Raw genomic sequence first — 23,158 nt, forward strand, 5'->3', positions numbered from 1 at the left:
ACCAAGACACCAAACAGAGGAGACACCATGTTCAAGACACTCGCGCTCGCCGCCACTGCCGCCGCCGCGCTCGCCGCCCCGGCCCTCGCGGACCCCTACAAGGTCGGTATCGCCGCCGAGCCCTATCCGCCCTTCTACAGCCCCGACTCGAGCGGGAACTGGAGCGGCTGGGAGATCGACTTCGCCGATGCGCTCTGCGCCGAGATCGAGGCCGACTGCGTGATCACCCCGGTGGCCTGGGATGGCATCATCCCGGCGCTCAACACCGGCAAGATCGACATGATCGTCGCCTCCATGAGCATTACCGAGGAGCGCGCCAAGCAGATCGCCTTCTCCGACAAATACTATGACACGCCGACCGGCGTGATCGCCCTGAAGGAGACCGAGATCCAGCCCTCCGCCGAAGGCATCGAGGGCGCCTATCTCGGCGTCTCGGTGGGCACCATCCACGAGACTTACGCCCGCGCGCATTTCTCCGAGGCCGCCGCGGATATCCGCAGCTACCCGACGGTGGACGAAGAGCTGCAGGACCTGGCGGCGGGCCGCATCGACGCGGTGGTCGGCGACATGCTGGCGCTGATGCCGTTCCTCGAGAGCGACGCCGGCGAAGCCTGTTGCGAGTATCGCGGCGCGGTCGAGAGCGACCCGTCGATCCTCGGCAACGGCGTTGGTGTGGGCCTGCGCAAGGAGGACACCGACCTGCTGGAACGGGTGAACTCCGGCATCGCGGCAATCCGTGAAAACGGCACCTACGACGCACTGTCCGAGCCCTACTTCGCGGGTTTCGACATCTACGGCAGCTGAGCCGTCTTTCCGGGCCGCGACGCGAGAGTCGCGGCCCGATCTCTGCAACAACACGGGACACAGCCGCACGATGATCGAGGCAATAGATTTCAGCCTGCTTGCACTCACCTCACCGGGATGGGGCGGAGCGCTTCTCGCCGGGTTCCTGCGCTCGGTCGAACTGGCGGCAGGCGGCTATCTGCTGGGCATCGTCATCGGCCTGCTCGGCGCCACTGCCAAGCTCTACGGCGGCCGCGTGCTGCGCGACATCGCCGAGATCTACACGCTGCTCATCCGCGCGGTGCCCGAACTCGTACTGATGCTGCTGTTTTACTACGTGGGCACCGATCTGCTGAACCAGCTGATGGCCGCCTTCGGGCGCGAGGGCATCGACATCGACGGCCTCAGCGCCGGTATCCTCGTCATCGGGCTGGTGCAGGGCGGCTACGCAACCGAGGTGTTTCGCGGCGCCATCCGCGCCGTGCCGCCCGGACAGATCGAGGCCGCGCAAGCCTTCGGCATGTCGCCATTCAGGGTGTTGCGCCGCGTAACCCTGCCGGCGATGGCCCCGCACGCGCTTCCCGGCATGGCGAACCTATGGATGATCGCCACGAAGGACACGGCGCTCCTCGCCGTCATCGGGTTCTCCGAGCTGACGCTCGTGACCAAGCAGGCGGCCGCCGCGACCCGCGAATACTTCCTGTTCTTCTTCGCCGCCGGGCTTCTCTATCTCGCGCTCACCCTGATCTCGAACCTCGGCCTGCGCTGGCTAGAGCGGCGCGCCCGCCGCGGCCTGCCGGCCGCCGCCTGAGGAGCGTATCATGCCCGATATCGACATCGTCACCCCGATCCACCCTGCCCCCGCGCTGCCTTTGCGCGCGCGCCTCGCGCCGCTGCTGATGCCGCACCGCCTTGTCATGGCCGGGCTGGCCCTCGCCGCGCTGCTGGCAATCATCACCCAGATGGAGTGGAGCTGGCTACCGGTCTACCTGCCCAAGATCGGCGACGGCCTGCTGGTGACGCTTGTATTGCTGGCGTCCAGCGTCATAGCGGGCTTTGCCCTCGCGCTGCCGCTGGGGGCCGTACAGGTGACCGGCCCGGCGCCTTTGCGCTGGCTGGCAACCGGCTTCTGCACGGTGATCCGCGGCACGCCGCTGCTGCTGCAACTCTGGCTGATCTATTACGGGCTCGGCGCGCTTTTCGCGCAGTTCCCCGAGATACGCGGCTCGTGGCTCTGGCCCTACCTGCGGCAGGCCTGGCCCTATGGCTTCCTGACGCTGACGCTTTCCTTCGCCGCCTATCAGGGCGAAATCATGCGCGGGGCCTTTGCCGGAGTGCCGCGCGGTGAACTGGAGGCCGCTCGGGCCTTCGGGATGCCGCGGCTCATGGTGTTCCGCCGGGTCTGGTTCCCGCGCGCCGTGCACCGGGCCCTGCCGACGCTGGCGGGCGAGATCATCCTGCAACTCAAGGCGACGCCCCTGGTGGCAACCATCACCGTGACCGATCTCTACGCGGTCATCACCCGCGTGCGGCAGGACACCTACCTGACCTACGAGCCGCTGCTGCTGCTGATCGCCATCTACCTGTGCCTGAGCGGGACGCTGACGATCGTGCTGCGCTGGCTCGAGGGCCGGGTGCCGAGCGGGCACTGAGCCCGCCCGCTCCGCCCCGTCAGTAGCCGCGCGAGCGATCCACGGCATAGGCCATGGGTCGCCCGTCGCGCAGCGCCCGCGCGGTCTCGATGACCTGCGCGGCCACCACCTCCGGCAGCGAGTCGCTGGCGACGTGCGGCGTCAGCCGCAACCGCGCGTCGCGCCAGAAGCGGTGCGTTGCCGGAAGCGGCTCCTCGCGGAAGACGTCGAGCGTCGCCCCCTTGAGCTGTCCACTGTCCAGAGCGGCCTCCAGATCCGTCTCGACAAGATGCTCGCCGCGCCCGATCTGCACCAGCGACGCGCCCGGCGCGAGGCGGTCGAAGAGCGCCCCGTTCAGCACGTTCTCGGTCTCGGCGGTCAGCGGCAGCACGTTGACGAGATGGTCCGCGCCCTCGGCGGCAGACGTCACCGCGCCGGGACCGGTCAGGTAGCTGACACCATCCAGCTGAAGCTCGGGCATGCTGCAGCAGGCGACACGGACGGCAAAGCCAATCGCCCGCAATCCCCGGACCACGGCACGCCCCATGGTCCCGTGCCCAAGCACGGCCACCTGCACCGCGGCTGGCGCACGCATTTGGATTGGAGACCACCGCGCCTGAGCGGCGTTTCGCGCCATTTCTTCAAAGCCACGCTCATGATGCAGCACTTCGTGGACTGCGAAGCCCGCCATGAGTTCGGCCTGGTGCGGATCGCGGACCCGTGCCACGGCCACCGTTTTCGGCAGGCCCGGATGGGACAGCAGCGCATCGACTCCCGCGGCGACGGACATGGCGAGTCCGAGGTTCCGATAGGGCGCGAACGCCCCTTCCCCCGGCTCCCAGCAGATCGCGAAGCGCACGTCCTCGGGCCGGTCGATCTCATCCGGGTGACGCAGCACGACATCCTTCGCTGCACGCCGAAGCGCGTCGCCGTAGAGCGCATCAAGGTCAGTTGTCGCGCTGAGATAGACGCCAGTGATGGGAGTAGTCTCGGACATGGTTGCGGCTCCCTTTCAAAACCGCGCACCGTATTGCACAACTGTACAACAGTTGCCATCCCAATCCGCTCACACCATAGGAAATGGCGTGTCAACCTGCGGTCGTTGTCTCACGAATAGGGGTACCTCGCTCCTCACACGAATGACGCACGCTCATCACGATGCGTGCGAAGCAGGTGTCTCCCGAAGATCGGCGGAGTAGAGGTCACGCAAGGGTTCTTCAGTGACAGGCTTTGGAACGAACGCAACAGTCCGAGGCAAATCCGGTGGCGCGCGGCGCGTGGACATAAGCGCGAAACGACAATCAGGGAAGAGGCCACGCGCCCTGTCGATCAGATCGCGACCGCTGAACCCGTCATCAAGCCAAAGATCGGCCAACATCAGGTCGAGATGCTCAAGGTCCTTCAAGACCTCGATCGCCTCCGCATAAGACGCGGAGCGAATGACCTCTGCCCCGAGGGCTTCCAGAATGCTGCAGGATCGCGTGAGCGCTGCCGGATCATCATCGATGACCAGTGCGGTCCTCGGACTGACCGGAGGCGACGTCTCTTGTGCATCCTCCTGTCGCGGGAAGAACATGGTAACCGTCGTCCCATGGAATGAGGGGGCGGTTGCTGTTTCGATGTCGAGACGACCTCCGGATTGATGCACAAAGCCGTCGACCATCGACAACCCCAAGCCAGTGCCGCCGCCATCTTGCCTGCGCGTGAAAAAAGGATCCGTCGCGTGGCGCAGCACATCTTCGGACATGCCGCACCCGCTGTCGCGTACCGCGACCTCGACCACGTCGCTGGCTTTCACAGACACCACGATCCGCCCCGCGTCGGCACCTGTCGCGACGATGGCCTGACTGGCATTGATGCACAAATTGAGGATGGCGCTCTCAAGCTGGCCGGGATCGACGAGACAGGTCGCTGGGGTCTCGGGAACGTCCACGATCAGCGAGACCTGCTCCGGGATGGCGATTTCGAGAAGATCCGCCATGCCCGTCACAAGTTCCGAGACATCCGTCACCTGCGGCGCGAGATGCTGCTTGCGGGCAAAGGCCAAAAGCCGCTCCGTCAGGCTTGTTCCCAGATCGACCGCCGCCCCTAGTCGTCCGTGCAAATCGCGTCGACGCTCCGGTTCGGCTTGCTCCAGCAGGTGGAGGTTGCCAGAGATGCTCGAGAGGATATTTCCGAAATCATGTGCCACTTCTCCCGAGACTTTTCCCAAGGCCTCGACCCGGCGGATTGCCTCCAGCCGAGCCTCCATGCGCTTGCGTTCGGTGGTCTCGGAGATCAGCCAGACCTGGCCGCCGTCAGGCAGGGGCGACTTGTGTATCTCGATCACGTTTCCATCGGGATCACCATATTCCTCGAAGCCGCCTCGCTCATCTCCTCCGGCCCCTTGGCAGAAAGGGGAGGCTGCGATCAGGCCGCTCATTCGATCGGATGCTCCTTCGATATCCGGCGGCAGGCGGAGCAGGTTTCTCAGGTTCTCGTTCTCGGCGATGATCCGACCGTCCGCCGCCTCGACCGCGACGCCATCCTTTATGTTTTGAAAAACGCGCGAAAACAGCGCATTTTGCTGTCGCATCTGCGCCGTGCGCCGGTCCAGTTTGCGGGCGTTGTCGCGGAACACGCCGAACGCCGTGAACAGTTGACCAATCTCGTCGCGGGATGTCGGCGGATCGGGCAGGTCCACGCGCAGGTTTCCCGAAGCGAGCCGACGCATGGCGCCGGAGATGCGCTCGAGATTGCGTGCGACGTGCCGCGACACGTAGATCGAGGAGGTCACCGCAACGACAAGGCTCGCAACGATCAACGCGAGAAAGGCATTGCGCGCGAAGGCCAAAGTGTTCGACGTCGCGGCACGGGCCCGGGATAGCCGGCCCTCGGCCTGGGCGACCTTGGTCTCGGCAAAAGCGCTGACCCGACGGGTTTCCTGCCGGATGCGGAACAAAGCATTCTCGGCATCAAGCCGGGCGGACAGATCACCGTGCTTGAGCACGAACAACCCGCTCGCGCGTTTCACGGTCGAGGAAATCTCTTCGAAAGTTTCGCGCGAGTCATTGCCGATCGTGGTTTCAAGCGTTTTGCTCTGGCGTTGGAAATCGCGAGCAAACCCGCCCAGCTCGATCAGTTCCTCGGCCCGTGCAGCGCCCAGGGCGACGGCGGTCAACTGCTGGAGCGCGCTCCAGTCCTGGCGTGTTTGCAGCGGCAACAGGTTATCCTGTGCCATCCGCCTGCTTCGGGCGTTCAGGCGGACCAGAGCCCGGTCGATGGCATCCAGCTCCGCCTGACGGGCGCTTTGCGGGAGCAGCGCCTGTGCCAGATCCTCGATGGCGATCCCCAACCGCGCCAGCGGCAGCTCCAGCGCGGGATCGTTGGCCGAGGACTGTCGCACGCGGCCGAGGTTCGCCATGACCCCGGCGACTTCCTGTTCCAACTGGTAGGGCGTAAAGAGCGCAAACAGGAACGGCGCCGAAGTCGCAAGATCGGAGGCTTCACGCGACAGATCCATCGCGGCGGCAACCTCGGTCAACGTGTCGCGATGCAGCACATTCATCCAGATTTCGGTGCGATCAAGGACCCGCAATCCGATCACGCTGACCAGCAGCATGAGCGCGAACATCACTGCCAGCGCGGCGGACAGGCGAACCCGCACGCCAAGGTCGCGAAACCACGTCATCCGGCGGCCAGATGGAACACATAGCCGCGTGCCCGGCGGGTTTGCAGATGCACCGGCTTGGCGGGCACCCGCTCGATCTTGCGGCGCAGGCGCAGGATCAGCACGTCGACCGTGCGGTCGACGTAGCGTTGCGTATCGGCCCCCAATGCCTCCAGAAGCTCCTCTCGGGGAACCACGCGTTCGGGATTGCGGGCGAGAAATTCCAGCAGGCGGTATTCGGCATTGGTCAGGGGCACCTCTTCGCCCGTGCCGTCGAGCAGCCGCCGCGCATCGAGATCGATCCGCTTTTCTCCAAACACGATCTTCCGTTTGCCCGGTGCCACGGCGCGGGCGGAAGCATGGCCGTACCGGCGCAGCACCGCCCGGATGCGCGCCACCAATTCGCGCGGATTGAAGGGCTTGATCAGGTAGTCGTCCGCGCCGGTTTCCAGCCCGATGATCTTGTCGATCTCGTCGCCCACGCCGGTCAGCATGACGATGGGGATCTCGTGGCGCTCGCGCAGATGGATCGCCAGCGTCAGGCCGGACTCGCCCCGGAGCCGCAGGTCGATCAGCGCGAGGTCCACGGGCGGCGGGTCTCCGAGCGCGTGAAAGGCGTCGATATCCGCACAGGAGACCGCCGCGAACCCGCTGTCATGCATCAGCGCCGACAGGGTTTCGCGCACCTGCGGGTCGTCATCGACGATGGCGATGACCGGCTCCGAGCCGTCAATCGGACGGGTGGCCTGCATGTGACGCTCCTCCTGCGACGTGCTGGCAAGAGGCCGCCTCCCCGACGGCCAGACCCAGCCGTAGCGCAGATCACATCGGACTTTAAGCACCCGGCGCCGCTTTGTAATACTGTTAACAATTCAGCGCGTGTTCTGTGGTTTCGTTAACTGTTCGATGCTCGCAATCGCCGGCGCGTCGCATCTAGCCTGCCAGCATGATGCGAGATGAGCCAGCGCGCCGCTCGCTGTCAAAGGGAGGACACCATGACACCATTCATCACCCGTGCGGCCACCGCACTGGGCATCCTGACGTGCAGCACGATTGCAGCCCATGCGCAGGACTGCGCCGAACGCGGCGCGCTCGACATGCTCTATTGCGACGCCAACGGCGATCTCGTGGCCGACACGCCCACCGATCCGGCGGAGCTGACCAATCCCGATACGCTGGTCTTTGCCTATACCCCGGTCGAAGACCCCGCAGTCTATGCCGACATCTGGGAGCCGTTCATCGAGCATCTCTCCGAGGTTACCGGCAAAGACGTGCAGTTCTTCGCGGTGCAGTCCAACTCCGCAGAGGTCGAGGCGATGCGCTCCGGTCGCCTGCATGTTGCAGGCTTCTCCACCGGACCGACGCCGTTCGCGGTGAACCTCGCGGGGGCCGTGCCGTTTGCGATCATGGGCGCCGAAGACGGCCAGTTCGGCTACAAACTTCAAGTCTTCACGCAAGCCGACAGTGACATTCAGGAAGTGGCTGACCTCGCGGGCAAGCGCGTGGCCCACACCTCGCCCACGTCGAACTCCGGCAATCAGGCGCCGCGCGCGCTGTTCCCCGATATGGGCGTGGAGCCAGACAAGGACTACGAGGTGGTCTATTCCGGTTCGCATGACCAATCCATGCTGGGCGTCGTCGCGGGTGACTACGATGCAGCCCCCGTTGCCTCCGAAGTGGTGGACCGCATGGCCGAACGCGGCCTCTACGATCCCGCCGAGGTGCGTAAGATCTGGGAGAGCGACCCGTTCCCGACCACCTCCTTCACCATGGCGCACAACCTCGACCCGGAGCTCGCTGAAAAGGTGAAAGAGGCGTTCTTCTCCTTCGACTTCGCAGGCACCGCGCTGGGTGAAGAATTCGACGGCGTGTCGAAGTTCATCCCGATCACCTACAAGGATCAGTGGGCCGTGATCCGCCAGATTCAGGCGTCCAACGGCGTGGAATACACCCCGCAGGGTCTCGCCGCGAACTGATCCCCTCCGACATCGCCAGCCCGGTGCGCCCATGCGCGCCGGGCACGTTGCGCCGCCCTGCCCATCGTGGACAGGGCGCTGGCCGCGCCATTCTCAAGAGGCCCCCATGCTCAAGATCACCAACCTGACCAAGCGCTACGGCACCGGCGATCCGGTGCTGAAAGAGCTCAACCTGACGGTCGAGGGCGAACAGCTCACCTCCGTGATCGGCTCCTCCGGCGCGGGCAAGTCGACACTGTTGCGCTGCATCAATCGCCTTGTGGAACCGACCTCCGGCTCCGTCGTGCTCAATGGCACCGAATTCACCAACCTGTCCCGCCGCGAGCTGCGCACCGCGCGCCGCCGCATCGGCATGGTCTTCCAGAGCTTCAACCTCATCGACCGGCTGACCGTGATGGAGAACGTGCAGGCCGGGCGCCTGGGCTACATCTCGACATGGGCCGCGCTGACCCGCCGCTACCCCAAGGACGACATTCGCCGCGCCTTCGAGCTGATGGAGCGTGTGGGCATCGCCCATTACGCCGACAAGCGCGCCGACGAACTCTCGGGCGGCGAGCGCCAGCGCGTCGGCGTGGTCCGCGCGCTGATGCAGCGACCCGAAATCCTGCTGGCCGATGAGCCCACCGCCTCGCTCGACCCCAAGACCTCGGAGCAGATCATGTCGCTCCTGCGCGACCTTGCAAACGAGCTGAACCTGCCCGTCATCATCAACATCCACAATGTGACCGAGGCCAAGGAGTTCTCCGACCGCATCGTCGGCATGCGCTATGGCCGGATTATCTTTGACGACAAGCCAGCCGCGCTGACACGCGCAGAGATGGACCAGATCTACGCGGGCGTTCCCGCACAGGACCGCGCCGAGGCGGGGGCCGCCGCATGAGCGCGACGTCCGATACCCGTCCAGACAGCTGGCGCAAACCGCCCTTCATCGCCAACCCCTTGCTGCGCTACGCGCTCTATCTCGGAGCGCTTGTCTACATCGTCTTCACCCTCGCCACGCTGCCCATCGACTGGGACCGCGTCTCCGACGGGCTCAGCCGGGCACAGCGCATCTTCAGCGGGGCCTTTCCGCCCAGCTTCGACCGCGCGGGCCTGCTCTTTGACGGTTTCATGGAAAGCCTGAAAATTGCGATCATCGCCACCATGGGTGGGATCATCCTTTCCGTCCCGCTTGCCTTCATGGCCGCGGGCAACATCGCGCCCAAACCCATTTATCTGCTGGGTCGCGCGATCGTCATCATTGCCCGCAGCTTCCACCCGGTCATCGTCGCCATCATCTTCGTCAAGGCGGTGGGCTTTGGCCCCTTCGCGGGCGCTCTGACGCTGGTCGTCTATTCCGTGGGGTTCGTCGCCAAGCTGCTGGCCGAACGCATCGAGGAGATCGACTTCGGACAGGTGGAGGCCATGCGCTCCGCCGGAGCCGGGTTTCTCACGACCCAGGTCTACGCCGTGCTGCCGCAGGTCATGCCGCGCCTCGTGGGTCTCGGGATTTACCAGCTCGACAGCAATCTGCGGGCCTCGGCCGTGGTCGGCATCGTCGGCGCGGGGGGCATCGGCGCGACGCTGGCCAATGCGTTCGGCCGCTACGACTACGACTTCGCCCTTGCCATCACCATGGTCATCGTCGGCGTGATCCTCGTCTCCGAGGCCGTCAGCGGCGTCATCCGAAAGCGCATCACATGAACACTCTTTCACAAACGCAACCCCTCTCCGAAGCGCTCAGCGATCGGGACGACTGGTCTCGCTTCACGCCGAAACAGCGCCTGATCCGCTACGCAGGCTTTGTTTCCGCCGCCGCCGTGGTCGCCTGGGCGCTGGGAAGCATCGACGTGATCTGGGCTTGGGTCTGGGACAGCCCCGCGCAGATGGCCGACCTCTTCGGTCGCATGATTCCACCCGATCCGTCCAACTTGCCCTCCATCCTCGAAGCGATCTGGCAGACCGTGAACATCGCTACGCTCGCCACCATGATCGCGGTCGTGGTCTCTCTGCCCGTCGCCTACATCGCCGCACAGAACACCACGCCCAATCGCGCCTGCCTGTGGCTTGGCCGCTTCATCCTCGTGTCGTCGCGGTCCGTGAATACGATCATCTGGGCGCTGCTTTTCGTGGCGATCTTCGGCCCCGGTATCGTGGCGGGCATCGTGGCGATCATGTTCCGCTCCATCGGTTTCCTCGGCAAGCTGCTGGGCGAGGCCATCGAGGAGATCGATCGCAGGCCGGTCGAGGCGCTCGAAGCCTGCGGTGCGTCCCGGTTCAAGATCGTGCTCTACGCGATCGTGCCGCAGGTCATGCCCGCCTTCTTCGCCGTGTCGATCCTGCGTTGGGACATCAACCTCCGCGAGAGCACCGTGCTGGGGCTGGTCGGCGCAGGCGGTATTGGCATGATCCTGCAAGGTGCGATCGACACCTTCAACTGGCCCGAGGTTGCCACGGTGCTGCTGACGATCCTTGCGCTGGTCATCTTCGGCGAGATGGTGTCCTCCTTCCTACGACGCAAGATCCTGTAGGGCGCACCATGATCACGACCGAGGCAGCCTTTGCCCGTTACGAGCGCCTGCGGCCCACGCTGCCGCAGGCGCAATTCCCCGAGACGTCGCGGATGGGCCGGACGCTCGAAGACACCATGAACGACTACGACGCCTATATCCTCGATGCGTTCGGCGTGCTGAACCGGGGCGAAACGCCGGTCCCCGGCGCGGTCGAGCGCATCGCGCAGCTGCGCGCCGCAGGGAAGCGCCTCATCGTCCTAACCAATGCGGCAAGCTACACGCGGTCGGGCGTGCTGGCGAAATACCATCGTCTGGGGTTCGACTTCACGCTCGATGAGGTCGTCTCGAGCCGGGACGTGGCCTTCGCGCATCTGCCAAAAGTCCACGGTGTCTGGGCCGCGATCACATCGGGAGACGACGATCTCTCCGACGCGCCCGTCGGCCATTTCATCGTGGATCTCCATGAACAACCAGATCTTATGATCACCGCCGCGGCCTTCCTGTTCCTGTCGGCCGCACGGTGGAGCGACGCGGAGAACGCGCGGCTGGAACGAGCGCTGCAGTTCCAGCCGCGCCCCGTCATCGTCGCCAATCCGGATCTGGTAGCCCCGCGCGATCACGGTCTGTCGCTGGAGCCCGGCTGGTACGCGCAAGACATCGCGGAAAAAACTGGAGCGACCCTGCCCATGTTTGGCAAGCCTTTCCGCAACGCATTCGACGAGGCGCTGCGACGGCTTCCCGACATCAAGCCTGCGCGCATCGCAATGGTCGGTGATACTCTTCATACGGATGTCCTCGGCGGAGCAGCGGCCGGCCTCGGCACCATCCTGATCCGGGAGCACGGCCTGTTCCGCGGGCTTTCACCCGCCCCATTCATTGAAGCGAGCGGGATCCGACCTGCTTGGCTCATTCAAAGCACCTGAGCACATCGCGCGCGCATACGGTCCCGTGCTGGTCGGTGCGACGGCGGGACCGCGAGCGCATCGCATATGACGGACGTCAAACTACTCAGCCCGCTTCTCAGGCGTGCCGTCCCGCGCGCACTATCGTCAATCTTGACGAAGCAGACCATACCACCGAGCAAGCTGGAAAGGGTCGCATCGGTCACGCGGTGCCCGGCCGCTTCACGTCACGCCCAGGTAAACTCATCCGAACACGGGCACAGCTTCGCGCCATACTCGCAGCGCCGCCGCCGACGCGAAGACAAGGCCCAGCAGTGCCATTGCCAGATTGGCGATCAATTGCGTTCTCAGGACCGTCTCGACCGCCGGATCCGCAGGATGGGTCCGGTGCAGAGTTGCCGTGGCTCGGGTTCGCCAGAGCAGAAAACCTCCGACCAGACCGAACACGACGGCCATCGAGACATTGACCGTCACATTGCCCAACTCGCCGAGCGTGAGACCCATGGCGGTGATCGCAGACAGCAGCAGCCAGGAGGATGCCGCGAGACGTCCGGATATCGATGTCAGGATCTTTCGGCCCTTTTTCTCGCAACCCGTAAAGGGTCAATCGGGACGCTGTAATCTGATCAGTCGGACCAGCTTCTCAAACCATGATCAAATCGGGTCTAAGCAGGAAACGCCAGTCCGCAACGACAGGCATCGTGCGCCAGGATTGCATGAAACGCTGAAAACTCTCCGCCCGCGGATTCAGCTCAGGACAATTCCATGCGGAATGTTAAGCTGTCTCAGAGGTATAGGTCGGGTGTCCGCGATTCCATGCTCACGTATGAAGCAAAGCGCTGGGAAGAAACGGCGAGCGGTCTTGGCGATTACCGCTCCACGCTGTTCAGCGCACCTGACGCCTTCAACATGGCGCGCGGTCGGGATCGTCACATCAGGGTCAATTCGGCCACCTTTCCCCTGATCGGAACCAGCCTGCTCAGCGTCGCCTCCTCGGGGCATGACATCGACCTGGCCGACGCCAACTTCCTGACGATCATGCTTCCGACACGGGGCGTGACCCGGGTTCGCATGGACCGGACGGAGCGGGTCATCACGGAAGGTGGCGTGCTGGCGCTTGGCCCGTCGGAGCGATGGACGCAGGTCGACCCGAGGGGCAATCGGGATTTCCGGGCCAATGTCGCAAAGATCGACCTGAAACGGGTCGGACAGGGCAAGGTTTTCCCTGGCGTGGCGACAGATCCCCTCGTGCCTATCTCGACCTCGGCACTCGAAGGATTTCGCGGGCTGATGCGGTATCTATTTTCCGACCTGTCATCGCCTGCGCCCACGCTCGTTCATCAACCTGCTTCGGACCTGTTCGCGGCGCTCGTCCTTGAACATCTGCGCCACCTGCTGGCGTCGGACGGCGCCGATCCGGCGCTGGACGGGTCGCAGGACGACCTCGTGCGTCGCGCATTGGACTACATGTCAGCGTATGTCGGGGATCCCCTGACGGTCCGCACCATCGCCGATGCGGTCGGGGTCAGCACCCGGCGGCTTCAGGACGCGTTCCGGCTGAAAACTGGGCGGACGCCATGGGAGCACCTGACCGGGATACGTCTTGAGAACGCGCGGACGCGGCTCCTTGCCGCCGCCGGGCCGTCGGTGACGGCCATCGCCTTCGACTGCGGCTTTTCGCATCTCGGGCGGTTTTCGCAGACCTATCGCAACACATACGGCGAGGCGCCGTCCGTCACCCTGACCAGGGCCCGGGACGCGGCCCGCGCGGCACGTCCCGCAAACCGGATAGGGCCGACGCAGATCGGATAGTCTGGCCGGACCTGACGGACTAACGTCGCCGTCATGTCCCGATGGCCGTGTCATCCGGCGCGGGTCAAGGTGTCGGCGGATGAAGAGGGTTGCGTCCATGTCCACGAATGATCTGCCGGCCAGCGAGGGGTTCCTCTTCTTCGAGCGCAAGCAGTGCGATCTGCCCTACTACAGGCCTGCGCCCGAAGGTTTCAGCCAGACGGGATGGATCATCGTGCTGATCGCCGTCGCGGTCTCATTCGTCGTTCTGGGCCTCGCACAGCAGCAGTTTCACAGTGGGATCGCCGGGTTCATTCCACCGCTGCTCTTCGTCCTCATCCCGCTCGTCGCTGTCGCTGCCGTTGCCGGGGCGAAGGCACCTTTTGCCCTGTTCCGGCCTGTTGGCCTGCGCGAGGTCGGGCTGATGGTGCTGTTCTTCATCCTGAACTACATCGTGACGATCGTCGTCGGCACCATCCTCGTCAGCGCGTTCCACCCCGCTTCGAACCCCGCGGGGGATATGGTGGCCACGGCGTCCGGAGTGGACCAGGTGCTGTTCTTTTTCTGGACTGCGGTTCAGCTTCTGGGCGAAGAGATCTTCACCATCCTGATCTTTCTCGGGGCCATGGCGGGCCTCACCCGTGTGATGTCGCGCAATCTGGCGCTCTGCCTCGCCGCGCTGGTAGCCGCGATCATCTTCGGACTGGTCCATCTGCCGACTTATCAGGGGAACCTGATACAGGCCGTCACGCTGGTTCCGATCCGGATCGTTCTGCTCATCCCTTACATCATCACCCGCAACATCTGGACCTCGACCGGGGCCCATGTCCTCAACGACTGGACGACCTTCGGCATGGCCGCCTACGCCGGCATGCAAGCGGGCTGACCCCAATCGCAGCAAAGGAAATTCGATGACACCGCGCTCCATTCCCCTCCTCGCCTGCCTCGCGCTCAGCCCCGTTGCGGGACTGGCGCAGGACGGTCCCGCCTTCGACTGCGCCAAGGCCGAAAGCTCCGCCGAAAAGCTGATCTGCGACGATGCAGATCTGGCCGCCTTGGACCGGCGCCTGGCCGACCGCTTCGCCGCTGCAGTCGAGGTGGCCGAAGGTCTGGACGTCGGCGCCGAGGAGACGACCGACACCCTGCGCGCCATGCAGCGTGGCTGGATCTCGGGCCGCGACGAATGCTGGAAGGAGTCGGATCTGCGGGCCTGCGTCGAGACGGAGTATCTTCAGCGCGAGGCCGAACTGGTGGCTGAATTCATGCTCGAGCCGCCGTCCGAGACGTTTGAGTTGACCTGCGGCCCACGCGCCCTGACGGTGGACGTTTTCGCGACTGACCTGCCCGGCCTGCGGGTCGAGGAGGGCGACAGCGTCTATGTCGGTGCGCAACTCGCGATGGACACCCCCGGCACATATTACATGCGCAGCGCCGGTGGCCTCGTTTTGGGCGACGGCAGCATGAGCGTCAGTGACGCCTACGGCGAAGAACACGCGTGCCAGATCCGATGACATGGCGCCGTGATCGTCGCCGAACCTTGTGGAGATAAGTCAATGAAGTTTCGCACCAACCAGATACCGCAACGCCTGAAGGCGGCCATAGCCGGCACTGCGTTCGCCCTTGCGGCCTGTTTCGCCGTTCTGCCCGGTGCCGCACAAGCCCAGATGGGCCCTGATTACTGGCAGGTAACCGGCGTCGCGTCCGACGATCACCTCAATATCCGCACAGGTCCCGGCACCTCGAACCGCGTTGTGGCACTGGCGCCGAACGGGGCAGTCTTCCGCAACCTTGGCTGCCGGGGCGAAGGCAATGGCCGCTGGTGCCACATCGAAACGCCGGACGGCAGCACCTCGGGCTGGGTCGCGGGCCGGTTCCTTCAGGAATCCGGCGCACCGACCCATGGCAACGGATCGGGCCAGTCGGACGTGCCCGAGCTTTACGCGCGCCAGACCGGCGAGATCGAGGTGCGTTTCGCGCAGGGCTGCACGGTGCTCTACAATCCGGCGGGTCGCGTTGTCACGGCAGGCAGCTCCTGCTCGGGCACGCAGCGCAACCGTGCTCATGACGCGGTCGAGGCGCATATGCGGGAACAGGGGAACCACGCCGATCATTCCGGCGGCGGTTCGACGGCGGCGGACGTGAACGTCTCGGGCAACGGCACGATCTACGGCGGCAGTGCGCTGAACGGGCGTATCTTCGGCCACAAGGAGGGGGCCTATGCCCTGACCGTTTCCGGCAGCGGACTGACCTGCACCGGTCTCTTTCGCCACGCGCCGGGCACGGTGCGCAGCGAAAGCGCCTCGGTCCATTGCACCGACGGGGCCAGCGGGACGGCCGTGCTGGTCCGCAACAACAGCGGAAATGGCAGCACGCTGACGATGACCCTGACCAACGGAACCGGCGGATACGTGCTCTTCTGAACGTCGCAGGATCACGCACCTCGTCCCGATCCCCCACCCGGGGGACGGGGTGACCACTGCCCGTGCTGCCCGGTGTGATCTCGCTGAGAGCACCGGGCACGTCCCCGAACGGAAGCCCCTCCGCTGAAGGAGTCGCCTCATGTCGCCTGACCAGATCATCGCAACCCTCATCGCGCTTATGTCATCCGCGACCGAACCCGCGTTCGACCCGCTGAAGGCCGGCGGGCACGATACCCGTTACCCCGTTGCGATCGAGGCCTGCCCACGTCCCCTCGGTCCGCTGGAGGTCGAGGGCAGCACCGTGATCTGCGGCCGCGTGGACGTGCCCGAGGATCATGCTGCCACGGGTGGCCAGACGATCCCGCTGGCTTTCGCCCTCCTGAAGTCACGGTCCACCGCACCCGCACCCGATCCGGTGATCTACCTGCACGGGGGGCCGGGCGGGCACACGGTCCAGGACATCCCGATGAACGCCGCTCTGTTCGATTTCCTGCGCGACCGGCGCGACATCATCCTCTTCGACCAGCGCGGGGCCGGTCTCTCGGACCGGTCGGTCGCCTGTTACACCGAGTTCGCGGAGGAGTTCGTTAAGTTCGCAAACGTGGACGAGGAGAATGTCTTCGCCGCGGATGGTCCGATGGCGAAATGCCTGACCGAGACCGTGGCCACCGGAGTCGATCTGTCCCTCTACAACACCACGCAAAGCGCCCGCGATGTGCGCGCGATCATGGATGCGCTTGGCTACGGGGTCTACAACGCCTTCGGCATCTCTTACGGCACCAAGCTGGCGCAGGAACTGATGCGCTCCGCGCCCGATGGCCTGCGCAGCGTGGTGATCGACAGCATCAGCCGTGTCGACAGCCCGGCCTATGACACCAATGGCGTGCCGATGGATCAGGCGCTCGGCTGGGTGGTGGATTTCTGCATGGAAGATGACGCCTGCGCTGCTGCCTACCCGGATCTTGAGGAAACGGTTCACGCGGCGGGGCGTCGGCTGGCCGAAGAGCCGAAGCTGACCGTCGCCGGCGAGGAAATCGACGCAGGCATGATGTCGGAGCTGATCGATTCCAGCAACGCCGTGGCAGGGCCGTTCACAGCCTACCTGCCACAGGTCTTCACCGAACTGGCGGCGGGCGAGACCGCGACCCTTGAAAAGCTCGTCACCGGCGGATTCGACCCGGACCGCAGTGCTGCTGCGATCATGGGCCAATACGGCGCTGGCCTCGGAGGTCTGGACAGGACGCTGGCAGAGGTCGCGCTGATGGAAGCCGAACAGATGCGCAGCGCCGGGGACGCGGCAGCAAAGCTGCTCTCCACCCTGTCTGATGACCTTGCCACCTACGGCGCGCTCAACACCGAAGCGCTGCTGGACGAGGCGCTGTCGGATGTCGCCACGCGGCTTGACCTAGATGCGCTGCTGGCCTTCCTGCGCGATTACACGCTGTTCATCGGACAGGACCCCGACCGCGCCGACATCGAAACCTTGATCGCCACGCATATGCCAGATGTCGAACAACTCCGCCTTCTGGGCATGGTCGCAGCGATGACGGAAGAGGATGTCGCGGCCTTCTATCAGCGCGCGCGGGTCGATGCGGCGAAGCTGACGGCGTTGGCCCGCATGATCTTCGCGCTCGGCATCATTGCATGCCAGGAGGATTTTCCCTTCAACTCTCTCGAAGGCTACAATGCCGTGGCAGCCGACTACCGCTTTCCGTCGATCGATACCGGTGTCCGGGAGTCGACCGCGCCGCTCTATGGCTTCTGCGATCTGTTCGACAAGCACCCGCGCGAGGGGTTCCATGACCCGGTGACAAGCGACATTCCGGTGCTCGCCATGTCCGGCACCAAAGACACGCAGACCAACCCGGATGCCGCAGAGAATGTAGTACGGACGCTGCCGAACGGGCAGGCAGTGCTCTTCCCCGAGGCCGGACATGCCGTCATCATGTTCTCGCAATGCGCCAGGGACGTGGCCGAGGGCTTCGTCGAGACCCCGACCGCAGCGGTGAACGCAGCCTGCACCGCCGACCTGAAGCCCGGTTTCCATGTGCCGCCGCAGGCGCAGTAGGACCGCAAGGAGAGACCGATGTCGCCAGAGCAGATCTTCGCCCTGATCGCCGCCTTGACGGCAGAGCCCGATCCCGAGGCCTTTGCCACGCTGAAAGCCGGAGGCGCCGATCCGGCCTACCCGGTGACGGTGGCGCCCTGTGCCCGCCCGGTCGCGCCCACCGAGATCGACGGCAAGACCGTCATCTGCGGCACCATCGAAGTGCCCTTCGATCACCGCGCGCCCGATGGTCCGAAGATCGACATCGCCTTCAATCTCTACAAGGCGCATTCCCTGTCGCCGCAGCCCGACCCGGTGATCTATCTGCACGGCGGCCCCGGTGACGGCACCGTCAGCCGCGTCGCCAGAACCATCGGCTTCTTCGAACACCTGCGCGGGCGACGCGACATCATCGCCATCGACGAGCGCGGTGTGGACAGCAGCGCCCCCGAGATGGATTGCTACACGACTTTGGGCGACCAGCTTGGAGACGTGGTTGACGCGCGGCTCCAGGGCCTCGAGATGACGGTGCTGGAGCAGGATTTCATATCGGAATGCCTGGCGGAGCTTGATGCAAAAGGCATCGACATTTCGCTGATCAACACCGAACAGAACGCTATGGACGTGCCCGCCGTGATGTCCGCGCTCGGCTATGACAGCTACAACATCTACGGCATTTCCTACGGCACCAAGCTGACGATGGAGATCCTGCGGCAGGATCCGCCGGGCATCCGCGCGGCCGTGATCGACGGCAACGCGCCGCCCTGGCTGCCGCTCTACTCGATGTTCTGGCAATCCCATTCCGCCCCGATCCAGCTAAGCCTCGCACCATGCGAGCGCGACCCGGTCTGTGCCGAAGCCTATCCCGATATTACCGCCCGCACCTTCGCGCTGTATGAAACCCTCGGCGAGGCGCCGGTCGACGGACCGAATGGGCAGATCGACCCCGGAACGCTTTGGGGCGTGATCGACCAGCGGGTGGACGTCACGGGCAGCTACAAGGCCATCACCCCCTACATTCCGCTGATGGTCACGCAGCTGGAACAGGGCGACACAACGATCATCGACCAGATCCTGTCCGGGGCGCTGCCGCCGGAGCCTGCCACATATAGCGCCGAGGCCGCCCGTGCCGCAGCTCTGGCCGCCGGTTTGTCCAACGCAGAGATGGCCCGGGTGGAGGCGATGCTGTCCGCCGCCGAGCATATCGAGATCGCGGAAAGCACGGTCGATCGGGCCGCGCAGGAGCTTGAAGGCTCTCTCGACGCCGACGCACGCGACACCACGCTGGCCGAGATCTTCGATGACCGCCTCGCCGCTGCGATCCGCGCCCTGCCTGATCAGGCGGCGCGCCTCGCTGTGGGGCGCGACTACCTCGACCTGCGCTTTGAAGAGCCATCGGCCGCGAGGCTGGTCACGCTGATCGAAACCCACATGACGGGCGAGACCGCCGAGGCCCTGTCGGGGCTGGCCCACCAGCTTGACGCGGCAGAGGTCACTCGGGTTTTCGAGCTGATCCGTGACGACAACGAGGCCACGGTGCAGGACGTTGAGGGCGCGCTGCAACTCTATCTCTACGCCTGTCAGGAGGATTTCGCCGACGGCTGGAATTCGAGCGAGAAGTTCAGCCGGCTGATCGCCGAAGACGGCGCATGGGGGCCTCTCATGCAGGAGGCGATCGTCGACATGGTGGCGAGTTTCGAGACGGCGTGTCCCCTGTTCGAAAAACACCCGCGCGAGGACTGGACCTCCGTCGGATCAAGCGACCGTCCCGTTCTGTCGATGAACGGAGAACTGGACACGCAAACCGCCGGAGTTTGGGGCGAGCTTGCCGTGCAGGACTACAGCGACGCGCAGGTGGTCATGGTGCCGGAATCCGGCCACGGCACGATCCGCTTCAGCCAGTGCGCCAAGGACATCACCGCTGCCTTCATCGAGGACCCGGAGGGCGCGCTTGATACCTCCTGCGTCGAGGACCTGCGCCTTCCGGTCATGCTGCCGGACGGGACGATGCACCCTCTGCCTTATTGATGAGAACGGCGGGGGCCTGGGGCGTGCTTCCGCCTCCCGGCCACGCGACTTCACGATCGCCGACAGATTGTCGCGATGATGCTTTTGCGGTTCCTGCGACGCCCCCCTGTGCGGCGCCCGGGCCGCCGACCGGCTGTTCAGCGGCGCCTGCACCGATTTGATGGAAGGTGGATCGGGAAACGACCGGGCTTAGGGCGACGACGATCACATCATCGCCGGCGGCGAACGAGACGTCCGCGTTCAGGCAGCATCCGGCGGCGGGCGCGCTGACCCCGTCGTCATCGTCGAGCTCTCGGACAGGGCTGTGTTGAAGGACCGGGTCGTGAATGGGTGACCGATACCTACACCAGCTAATCGTTGTCGGTATGACATCGCGCATCCGGCAAGTTGCGCCCCCCTCCCGAGTGCGCCGACCCCAGGCTGACGAAGCTTTTGCAGAGAACGCCAGCGCGGCTTGCGACTGTCGCCATGGCGAACAAGACGGCCCGGATCATGTGGGCTGTATTGACCAGAGACGAGCCCTACAAGCCGCACGCCGTATGAGACGTAACCGGCCGGGAAGGACCGCAGCTCAAGCGACGGCCTTGGCCTCTTTGGATTGCGACACCCAGTTCCACGGCAGCCGTTCGTCGAGGCGGTTGATCTTGTGGTCGACGATGCGGGCCGGGATGTCTGCCAGGTAGGCTTCGGGATCATCGCCGCTGAGTTTCGCGCCTTGGATGATCGTCATGGCTTCCGCAAGGGTCTCGCCCCGGCGCAGGCTCCGGCGATGAGCGTGAAGGAGGGCCAGCGGCGGAGCGCGACGCCGGAAACTCATCCGACTTGATGCACTGCGCAAGCATGTGATCGGACGGCTGAAGGACGGCTGGCCGCGCCGACGTGCGGCGCCAAGATCCGCTGCCTTGAGTGCGCGCCGGGGCCACGAGCGGGCGTTGCCCCGGCGCAATGGGTCAACCGCCGTAAAGCAGGTTTGGCAGCCAGAGCGCGAGCTGCGGGAAGGCCACGAGGATGACCACTGCCAGCCCGAAGAGCAGGAAGAACGGCACCGAGGCCCGCGCCACCCGTCCCAGTGGCCAGTTGGTCAGCCCCTGCAACACGAAGAGGTTGATACCGACCGGCGGTGTCAGCAGCCCGATCTCGACCATCAGCACCAGAAAGACGCCGAACCAGACCGGATCGTAGCCCGCCGCCGTCACCAGCGGCAGCGTCATCGGCAGGGTCATGACGATGATCGCCACCCCGTCCACGAAGACCCCCAGCAGCAGGTAGAAGACCGCCAGCAGCATGATCAGCGCCAGCGGATCGAGGTTCATCGCCCCGATGGCCGCGCCCAGTTCCTGCGGCAGGTGCAGGTAACCCAGCGTTGTGGAGAGCAGCGAGGCAGAGATCAGGATGATGCAGACCATGGTGCTGGTTTTCACCGTACCGAGCAGGCTGGCGCGGACCAGGTCCCAGCTCAGCTCGCCCAGCAGGATCAGCACCACGAAGGCCGCCAGGACCCCCACCGCTGCCGCCTCCGAGGGCGTAGCAATACCGGAATAGATCGCGCCCAGCACAATCCCCATCAGCGCTACCACCGGCAGCAAGTCCAACGCCGCGCGCGCATAGTCGCGCATGGTGAAGTTCTGGTGCCCGGCCGGGGCCACGCTCGGACGTATCAGCGCCATCAGCATGATGAAGGCGGAATAGAGCCCCGCCACCACCAGCCCCGGCAGCACCCCCGCCGCGAACAGCCGGCTGACGGAGACCTCGGCCAGAATGCCGTAGATGATCATCGCAATCGACGGCGGGAGCAGCAGTCCGAGGCTGCCCGCTCCGGCCAGCGAACCAACCGCCAGCCGTTCGTCATAGCCGCGCGATACCAGTTCCTTCGAGGTGATCTTGCCCACGGTGGCGGTGGTTGCCGCCGACGAGCCGCTGACGGCTGCGAAGAGCGTGCAGCCCAGCACGTTGGTGTGCAGCAGCCGTCCGGGGATGCGGTCGACAAGCGGCGCAAGCCCCGTGAATAGACGCGCCGAGACCGAGGAGCGAAAGATCAGCTCGGCGACCCAGATGAACAGCGGCACCGCGGCCAGCTCCCAGGTGGAGGCGCTTCGATAGGTGATCGAGCCCGCGATCGAGAAGACACGGGTAAACGGCATACCCACGAGGAAATGCAGGCCGGCGAATGAGACGAGAAAAAGCCCGGCAAAGATCCACACGCCACTCCCAAGCGTGACAACCAGCATCGCGATCAGCGCCAGTCCGGCGAAAAGCGGGTCCATGAATTCCCTTTCTGCCTGTCTCTACAGGTCGTTCTGAAGCGGATCGTCGCTGCCCGGCGGGACAGGACCGGGCAGGTCGAAGATCTGACGCAGGATCCAGGCAAAGACCTGAAGACTGAAAATCCCGAGCCCGAGGGCACAGACCGCTTCGGGGATCCAAAGAGGGATTTCCGCGATCGAGCTGGAGGTGCGGCCACGCTCGAAACTGCGCATCGCGGTCTTGGCGATGACCCAGGCGATCTGCGACGTCACCGCCAGCGTGGCAACTCCGCAAAGCGTTTCCAGCGCCCGGCGCGCCCGGCCAGAGAGCCGGTCGACAAGCAGCCCGACCCGCACCAGCGCGCAATGCTCGAACGCATAGCCGAGCGACATAAAGGTGGCGCCTGCGATGGCATAGCCCACCATTTCGTCGAGCACGAAGGTCGAGCGGTCGACCAGCCGCAAGCCGATCTCCAGCAGGATATGCAGCACCATCCCCACCACCAGCACCGCCGCCACCACGGCGGCGGCCTGCGACAGGGCAAAGACGCAACGCTGAAAGAGCATCGCCGGCCCGGTCTGGCCGGCGATGTCATGGGTGTCGGACATCCCGCTCATTCCGCGCGGAGTTCCTCGAAGGCGGCAAGGATCGAGTCCGCATCGTCGCCCATCTTGTCTTTCCACTCTTCGAGCGCCGACTGCGCGGCCTCTTTCAGCGTCGCCAGATAGGCGGGATCAACACCGGTGACGACGGTCATGCCGTGGCCTTCCATCTCGGTGTAGTTCTGCGCCACGCGGTCTTCGAGCAGACCCCAGCCGAAATCCTCTGCGGTGGCGGCGGCTTCGGTCACCCAGGCCTTCTGCGCGTCGGACAGCGCCTCGTAGACATCGCGGTTCACATGCACGAATTGCAGCGGCATCGCATAGTTCACTTCGGTGAAATGCGACTGCTGCTCCCAGAGCTGCGCCGCCGCGCCGCCATCGGCGGAGGTCAGCACCGCGTCGATGGCGCCGGTGGAAAGCTGCGGCACGGTGTCGGCCCAGCTCAGCTGCACCGGGGTCGCGGCGGTGTTGCCGAAGGTGATGGTGCCGTTGGCGTCGTAGGTGCGCAGCTTCACCCCGTCGAGTGCCTCCATCGAGTCGAGCGGCTTGTTGCCCCAGAGCCCGCTTCGGCGGCCAAGGCGTCGCAAACAGGT

21 protein-coding genes and 2 pseudogenes are annotated in these 23,158 nt (G+C 65.1%); 15 read left to right on the top strand and 8 right to left on the bottom strand.

All coding sequences use genetic code 11. The features are described 5' to 3' along the window. The first annotated feature begins 27 nt into the window (after window positions 1-27). The 3 genes from R2601_RS19585 (at window position 28) to R2601_RS19595 (ending at window position 2,435) form a co-directional block, all read left to right on the top strand. The gene (locus tag R2601_RS19585; protein WP_007801552.1) at window positions 28-804 is read left to right on the top strand and encodes a transporter substrate-binding domain-containing protein; all 777 of its coding nucleotides are present in this window, start codon (window positions 28-30) and stop codon (window positions 802-804) included. Between the two features lie 70 nt (window positions 805-874). Next, entirely contained in the window at window positions 875-1,594 is a 720-nt protein-coding gene (locus tag R2601_RS19590; RefSeq protein WP_007801554.1) for an ABC transporter permease, read from the top strand. A 10-nt stretch (window positions 1,595-1,604) separates the two neighbouring features. Further along, window positions 1,605-2,435: an ABC transporter permease gene (locus R2601_RS19595; protein ID WP_007801556.1), complete on the top strand. Its 831-nt coding sequence runs from the start codon at window positions 1,605-1,607 to the stop codon at window positions 2,433-2,435. Window positions 2,436-2,454: 19 nt separating this feature from the next. On the opposite strand, the gene R2601_RS19600 is transcribed toward R2601_RS19595, so the two are convergent. The 3 genes from R2601_RS19600 to R2601_RS19610 all read right to left on the bottom strand — a co-directional run bounded on the left by R2601_RS19600 (window position 2,455) and on the right by R2601_RS19610 (window position 6,815). Next, complete coding sequence (locus R2601_RS19600; protein WP_007801559.1) at window positions 2,455-3,411, bottom strand: NAD(P)-dependent oxidoreductase; 957 nt, start codon at window positions 3,409-3,411, stop codon at window positions 2,455-2,457. A 156-nt stretch (window positions 3,412-3,567) separates the two neighbouring features. Further along, window positions 3,568-6,084 (bottom strand): ATP-binding protein, encoded by a 2,517-nt coding sequence (locus tag R2601_RS19605; protein WP_007801561.1) that lies wholly within the window; start codon window positions 6,082-6,084, stop codon window positions 3,568-3,570. After that, window positions 6,081-6,815, bottom strand: coding sequence for a response regulator (locus R2601_RS19610; protein ID WP_007801563.1), 735 nt, complete (start codon window positions 6,813-6,815; stop codon window positions 6,081-6,083). The genes R2601_RS19605 and R2601_RS19610 overlap by 4 nt, the downstream gene beginning before the upstream one ends. A 243-nt stretch (window positions 6,816-7,058) precedes the next feature. On the opposite strand from R2601_RS19610, the gene phnD reads away from it, so the two are divergent. The 5 genes from phnD (at window position 7,059) to R2601_RS19635 (ending at window position 11,454) form a co-directional block, all read left to right on the top strand. Beyond that, the gene (gene phnD, locus R2601_RS19615) at window positions 7,059-8,039 is read left to right on the top strand and encodes a phosphate/phosphite/phosphonate ABC transporter substrate-binding protein (protein WP_007801565.1); all 981 of its coding nucleotides are present in this window, start codon (window positions 7,059-7,061) and stop codon (window positions 8,037-8,039) included. Window positions 8,040-8,145: 106 nt separating this feature from the next. Next, the gene (gene phnC / locus R2601_RS19620; RefSeq protein WP_007801567.1) at window positions 8,146-8,919 is read left to right on the top strand and encodes a phosphonate ABC transporter ATP-binding protein; all 774 of its coding nucleotides are present in this window, start codon (window positions 8,146-8,148) and stop codon (window positions 8,917-8,919) included. Then, window positions 8,916-9,722: a phosphonate ABC transporter, permease protein PhnE gene (gene phnE / locus R2601_RS19625; RefSeq protein WP_007801569.1), complete on the top strand. Its 807-nt coding sequence runs from the start codon at window positions 8,916-8,918 to the stop codon at window positions 9,720-9,722. The genes phnC and phnE (R2601_RS19625) overlap by 4 nt, the downstream gene beginning before the upstream one ends. After that, window positions 9,719-10,549, top strand: coding sequence for a phosphonate ABC transporter, permease protein PhnE (gene phnE / locus R2601_RS19630; RefSeq protein WP_007801571.1), 831 nt, complete (start codon window positions 9,719-9,721; stop codon window positions 10,547-10,549). Before phnE (R2601_RS19625) ends, phnE (R2601_RS19630) begins: the two co-directional genes overlap by 4 nt. 8 nt (window positions 10,550-10,557) lie before the next feature. Further along, window positions 10,558-11,454, top strand: a complete 897-nt coding sequence (locus R2601_RS19635; RefSeq protein ID WP_007801572.1) for an HAD-IIA family hydrolase — start codon at window positions 10,558-10,560, stop codon at window positions 11,452-11,454. Between the two features lie 222 nt (window positions 11,455-11,676). Here R2601_RS19635 and R2601_RS19640 read toward each other — a convergent pair whose 3' ends face one another. Further along, window positions 11,677-11,937: a hypothetical protein gene (locus R2601_RS19640; protein WP_007801573.1), complete on the bottom strand. Its 261-nt coding sequence runs from the start codon at window positions 11,935-11,937 to the stop codon at window positions 11,677-11,679. A gap of 312 nt (window positions 11,938-12,249) precedes the next feature. On the opposite strand from R2601_RS19640, the gene R2601_RS19645 reads away from it, so the two are divergent. From R2601_RS19645 to R2601_RS27760, 7 genes and pseudogenes are all read left to right on the top strand, one after another. After that, complete coding sequence (locus R2601_RS19645; RefSeq protein WP_110740120.1) at window positions 12,250-13,245, top strand: AraC family transcriptional regulator; 996 nt, start codon at window positions 12,250-12,252, stop codon at window positions 13,243-13,245. A gap of 97 nt (window positions 13,246-13,342) precedes the next feature. Next, a complete protein-coding gene (locus R2601_RS19650; RefSeq protein ID WP_007801577.1) occupies window positions 13,343-14,110 on the top strand; it encodes a CPBP family glutamic-type intramembrane protease in 768 nt (255 codons plus the stop codon). 25 nt (window positions 14,111-14,135) lie between these two features. Continuing rightward, window positions 14,136-14,735, top strand: coding sequence for a lysozyme inhibitor LprI family protein (locus R2601_RS19655; RefSeq protein WP_007801579.1), 600 nt, complete (start codon window positions 14,136-14,138; stop codon window positions 14,733-14,735). Window positions 14,736-14,777: 42 nt separating this feature from the next. Further along, window positions 14,778-15,644 carry an SH3 domain-containing protein gene (locus tag R2601_RS19660; RefSeq protein ID WP_007801581.1) on the top strand — a complete coding sequence of 289 codons (867 nt, stop codon included), beginning with the start codon at window positions 14,778-14,780 and terminating at the stop codon, window positions 15,642-15,644. A 139-nt stretch (window positions 15,645-15,783) separates the two neighbouring features. After that, window positions 15,784-17,712, top strand: a complete 1,929-nt coding sequence (locus tag R2601_RS19665; protein WP_007801583.1) for an alpha/beta fold hydrolase — start codon at window positions 15,784-15,786, stop codon at window positions 17,710-17,712. 18 nt (window positions 17,713-17,730) lie between these two features. Beyond that, entirely contained in the window at window positions 17,731-19,719 is a 1,989-nt protein-coding gene (locus R2601_RS19670) for an alpha/beta hydrolase (protein ID WP_007801585.1), read from the top strand. 326 nt (window positions 19,720-20,045) lie between these two features. Beyond that, window positions 20,046-20,262, top strand: a pseudogene (locus tag R2601_RS27760) (IS110 family transposase); the annotation flags it as partial. A gap of 28 nt (window positions 20,263-20,290) precedes the next feature. Here the strand turns inward: R2601_RS27760 and R2601_RS19675 are convergent. From R2601_RS19675 to dctP, 4 genes and pseudogenes are all read right to left on the bottom strand, one after another. Next, window positions 20,291-20,526, bottom strand: a pseudogene (locus R2601_RS19675) (transposase domain-containing protein); the annotation flags it as partial. 143 nt (window positions 20,527-20,669) lie between these two features. Then, window positions 20,670-21,983: a TRAP transporter large permease gene (locus R2601_RS19680; RefSeq protein WP_007801589.1), complete on the bottom strand. Its 1,314-nt coding sequence runs from the start codon at window positions 21,981-21,983 to the stop codon at window positions 20,670-20,672. Window positions 21,984-22,004: 21 nt separating this feature from the next. Further along, window positions 22,005-22,580: a TRAP transporter small permease subunit gene (locus R2601_RS19685; protein WP_050768464.1), complete on the bottom strand. Its 576-nt coding sequence runs from the start codon at window positions 22,578-22,580 to the stop codon at window positions 22,005-22,007. Further along, window positions 22,577-23,158: TRAP transporter substrate-binding protein DctP (gene dctP, locus R2601_RS19690; protein WP_007801592.1), on the bottom strand; the 582-nt coding region annotated here is incomplete at its 5' end. The genes R2601_RS19685 and dctP, both read right to left, overlap by 4 nt.

It is taken from the genome of Salipiger bermudensis HTCC2601, assembly GCF_000153725.1.
Classification (GTDB): domain Bacteria; phylum Pseudomonadota; class Alphaproteobacteria; order Rhodobacterales; family Rhodobacteraceae; genus Salipiger; species Salipiger bermudensis.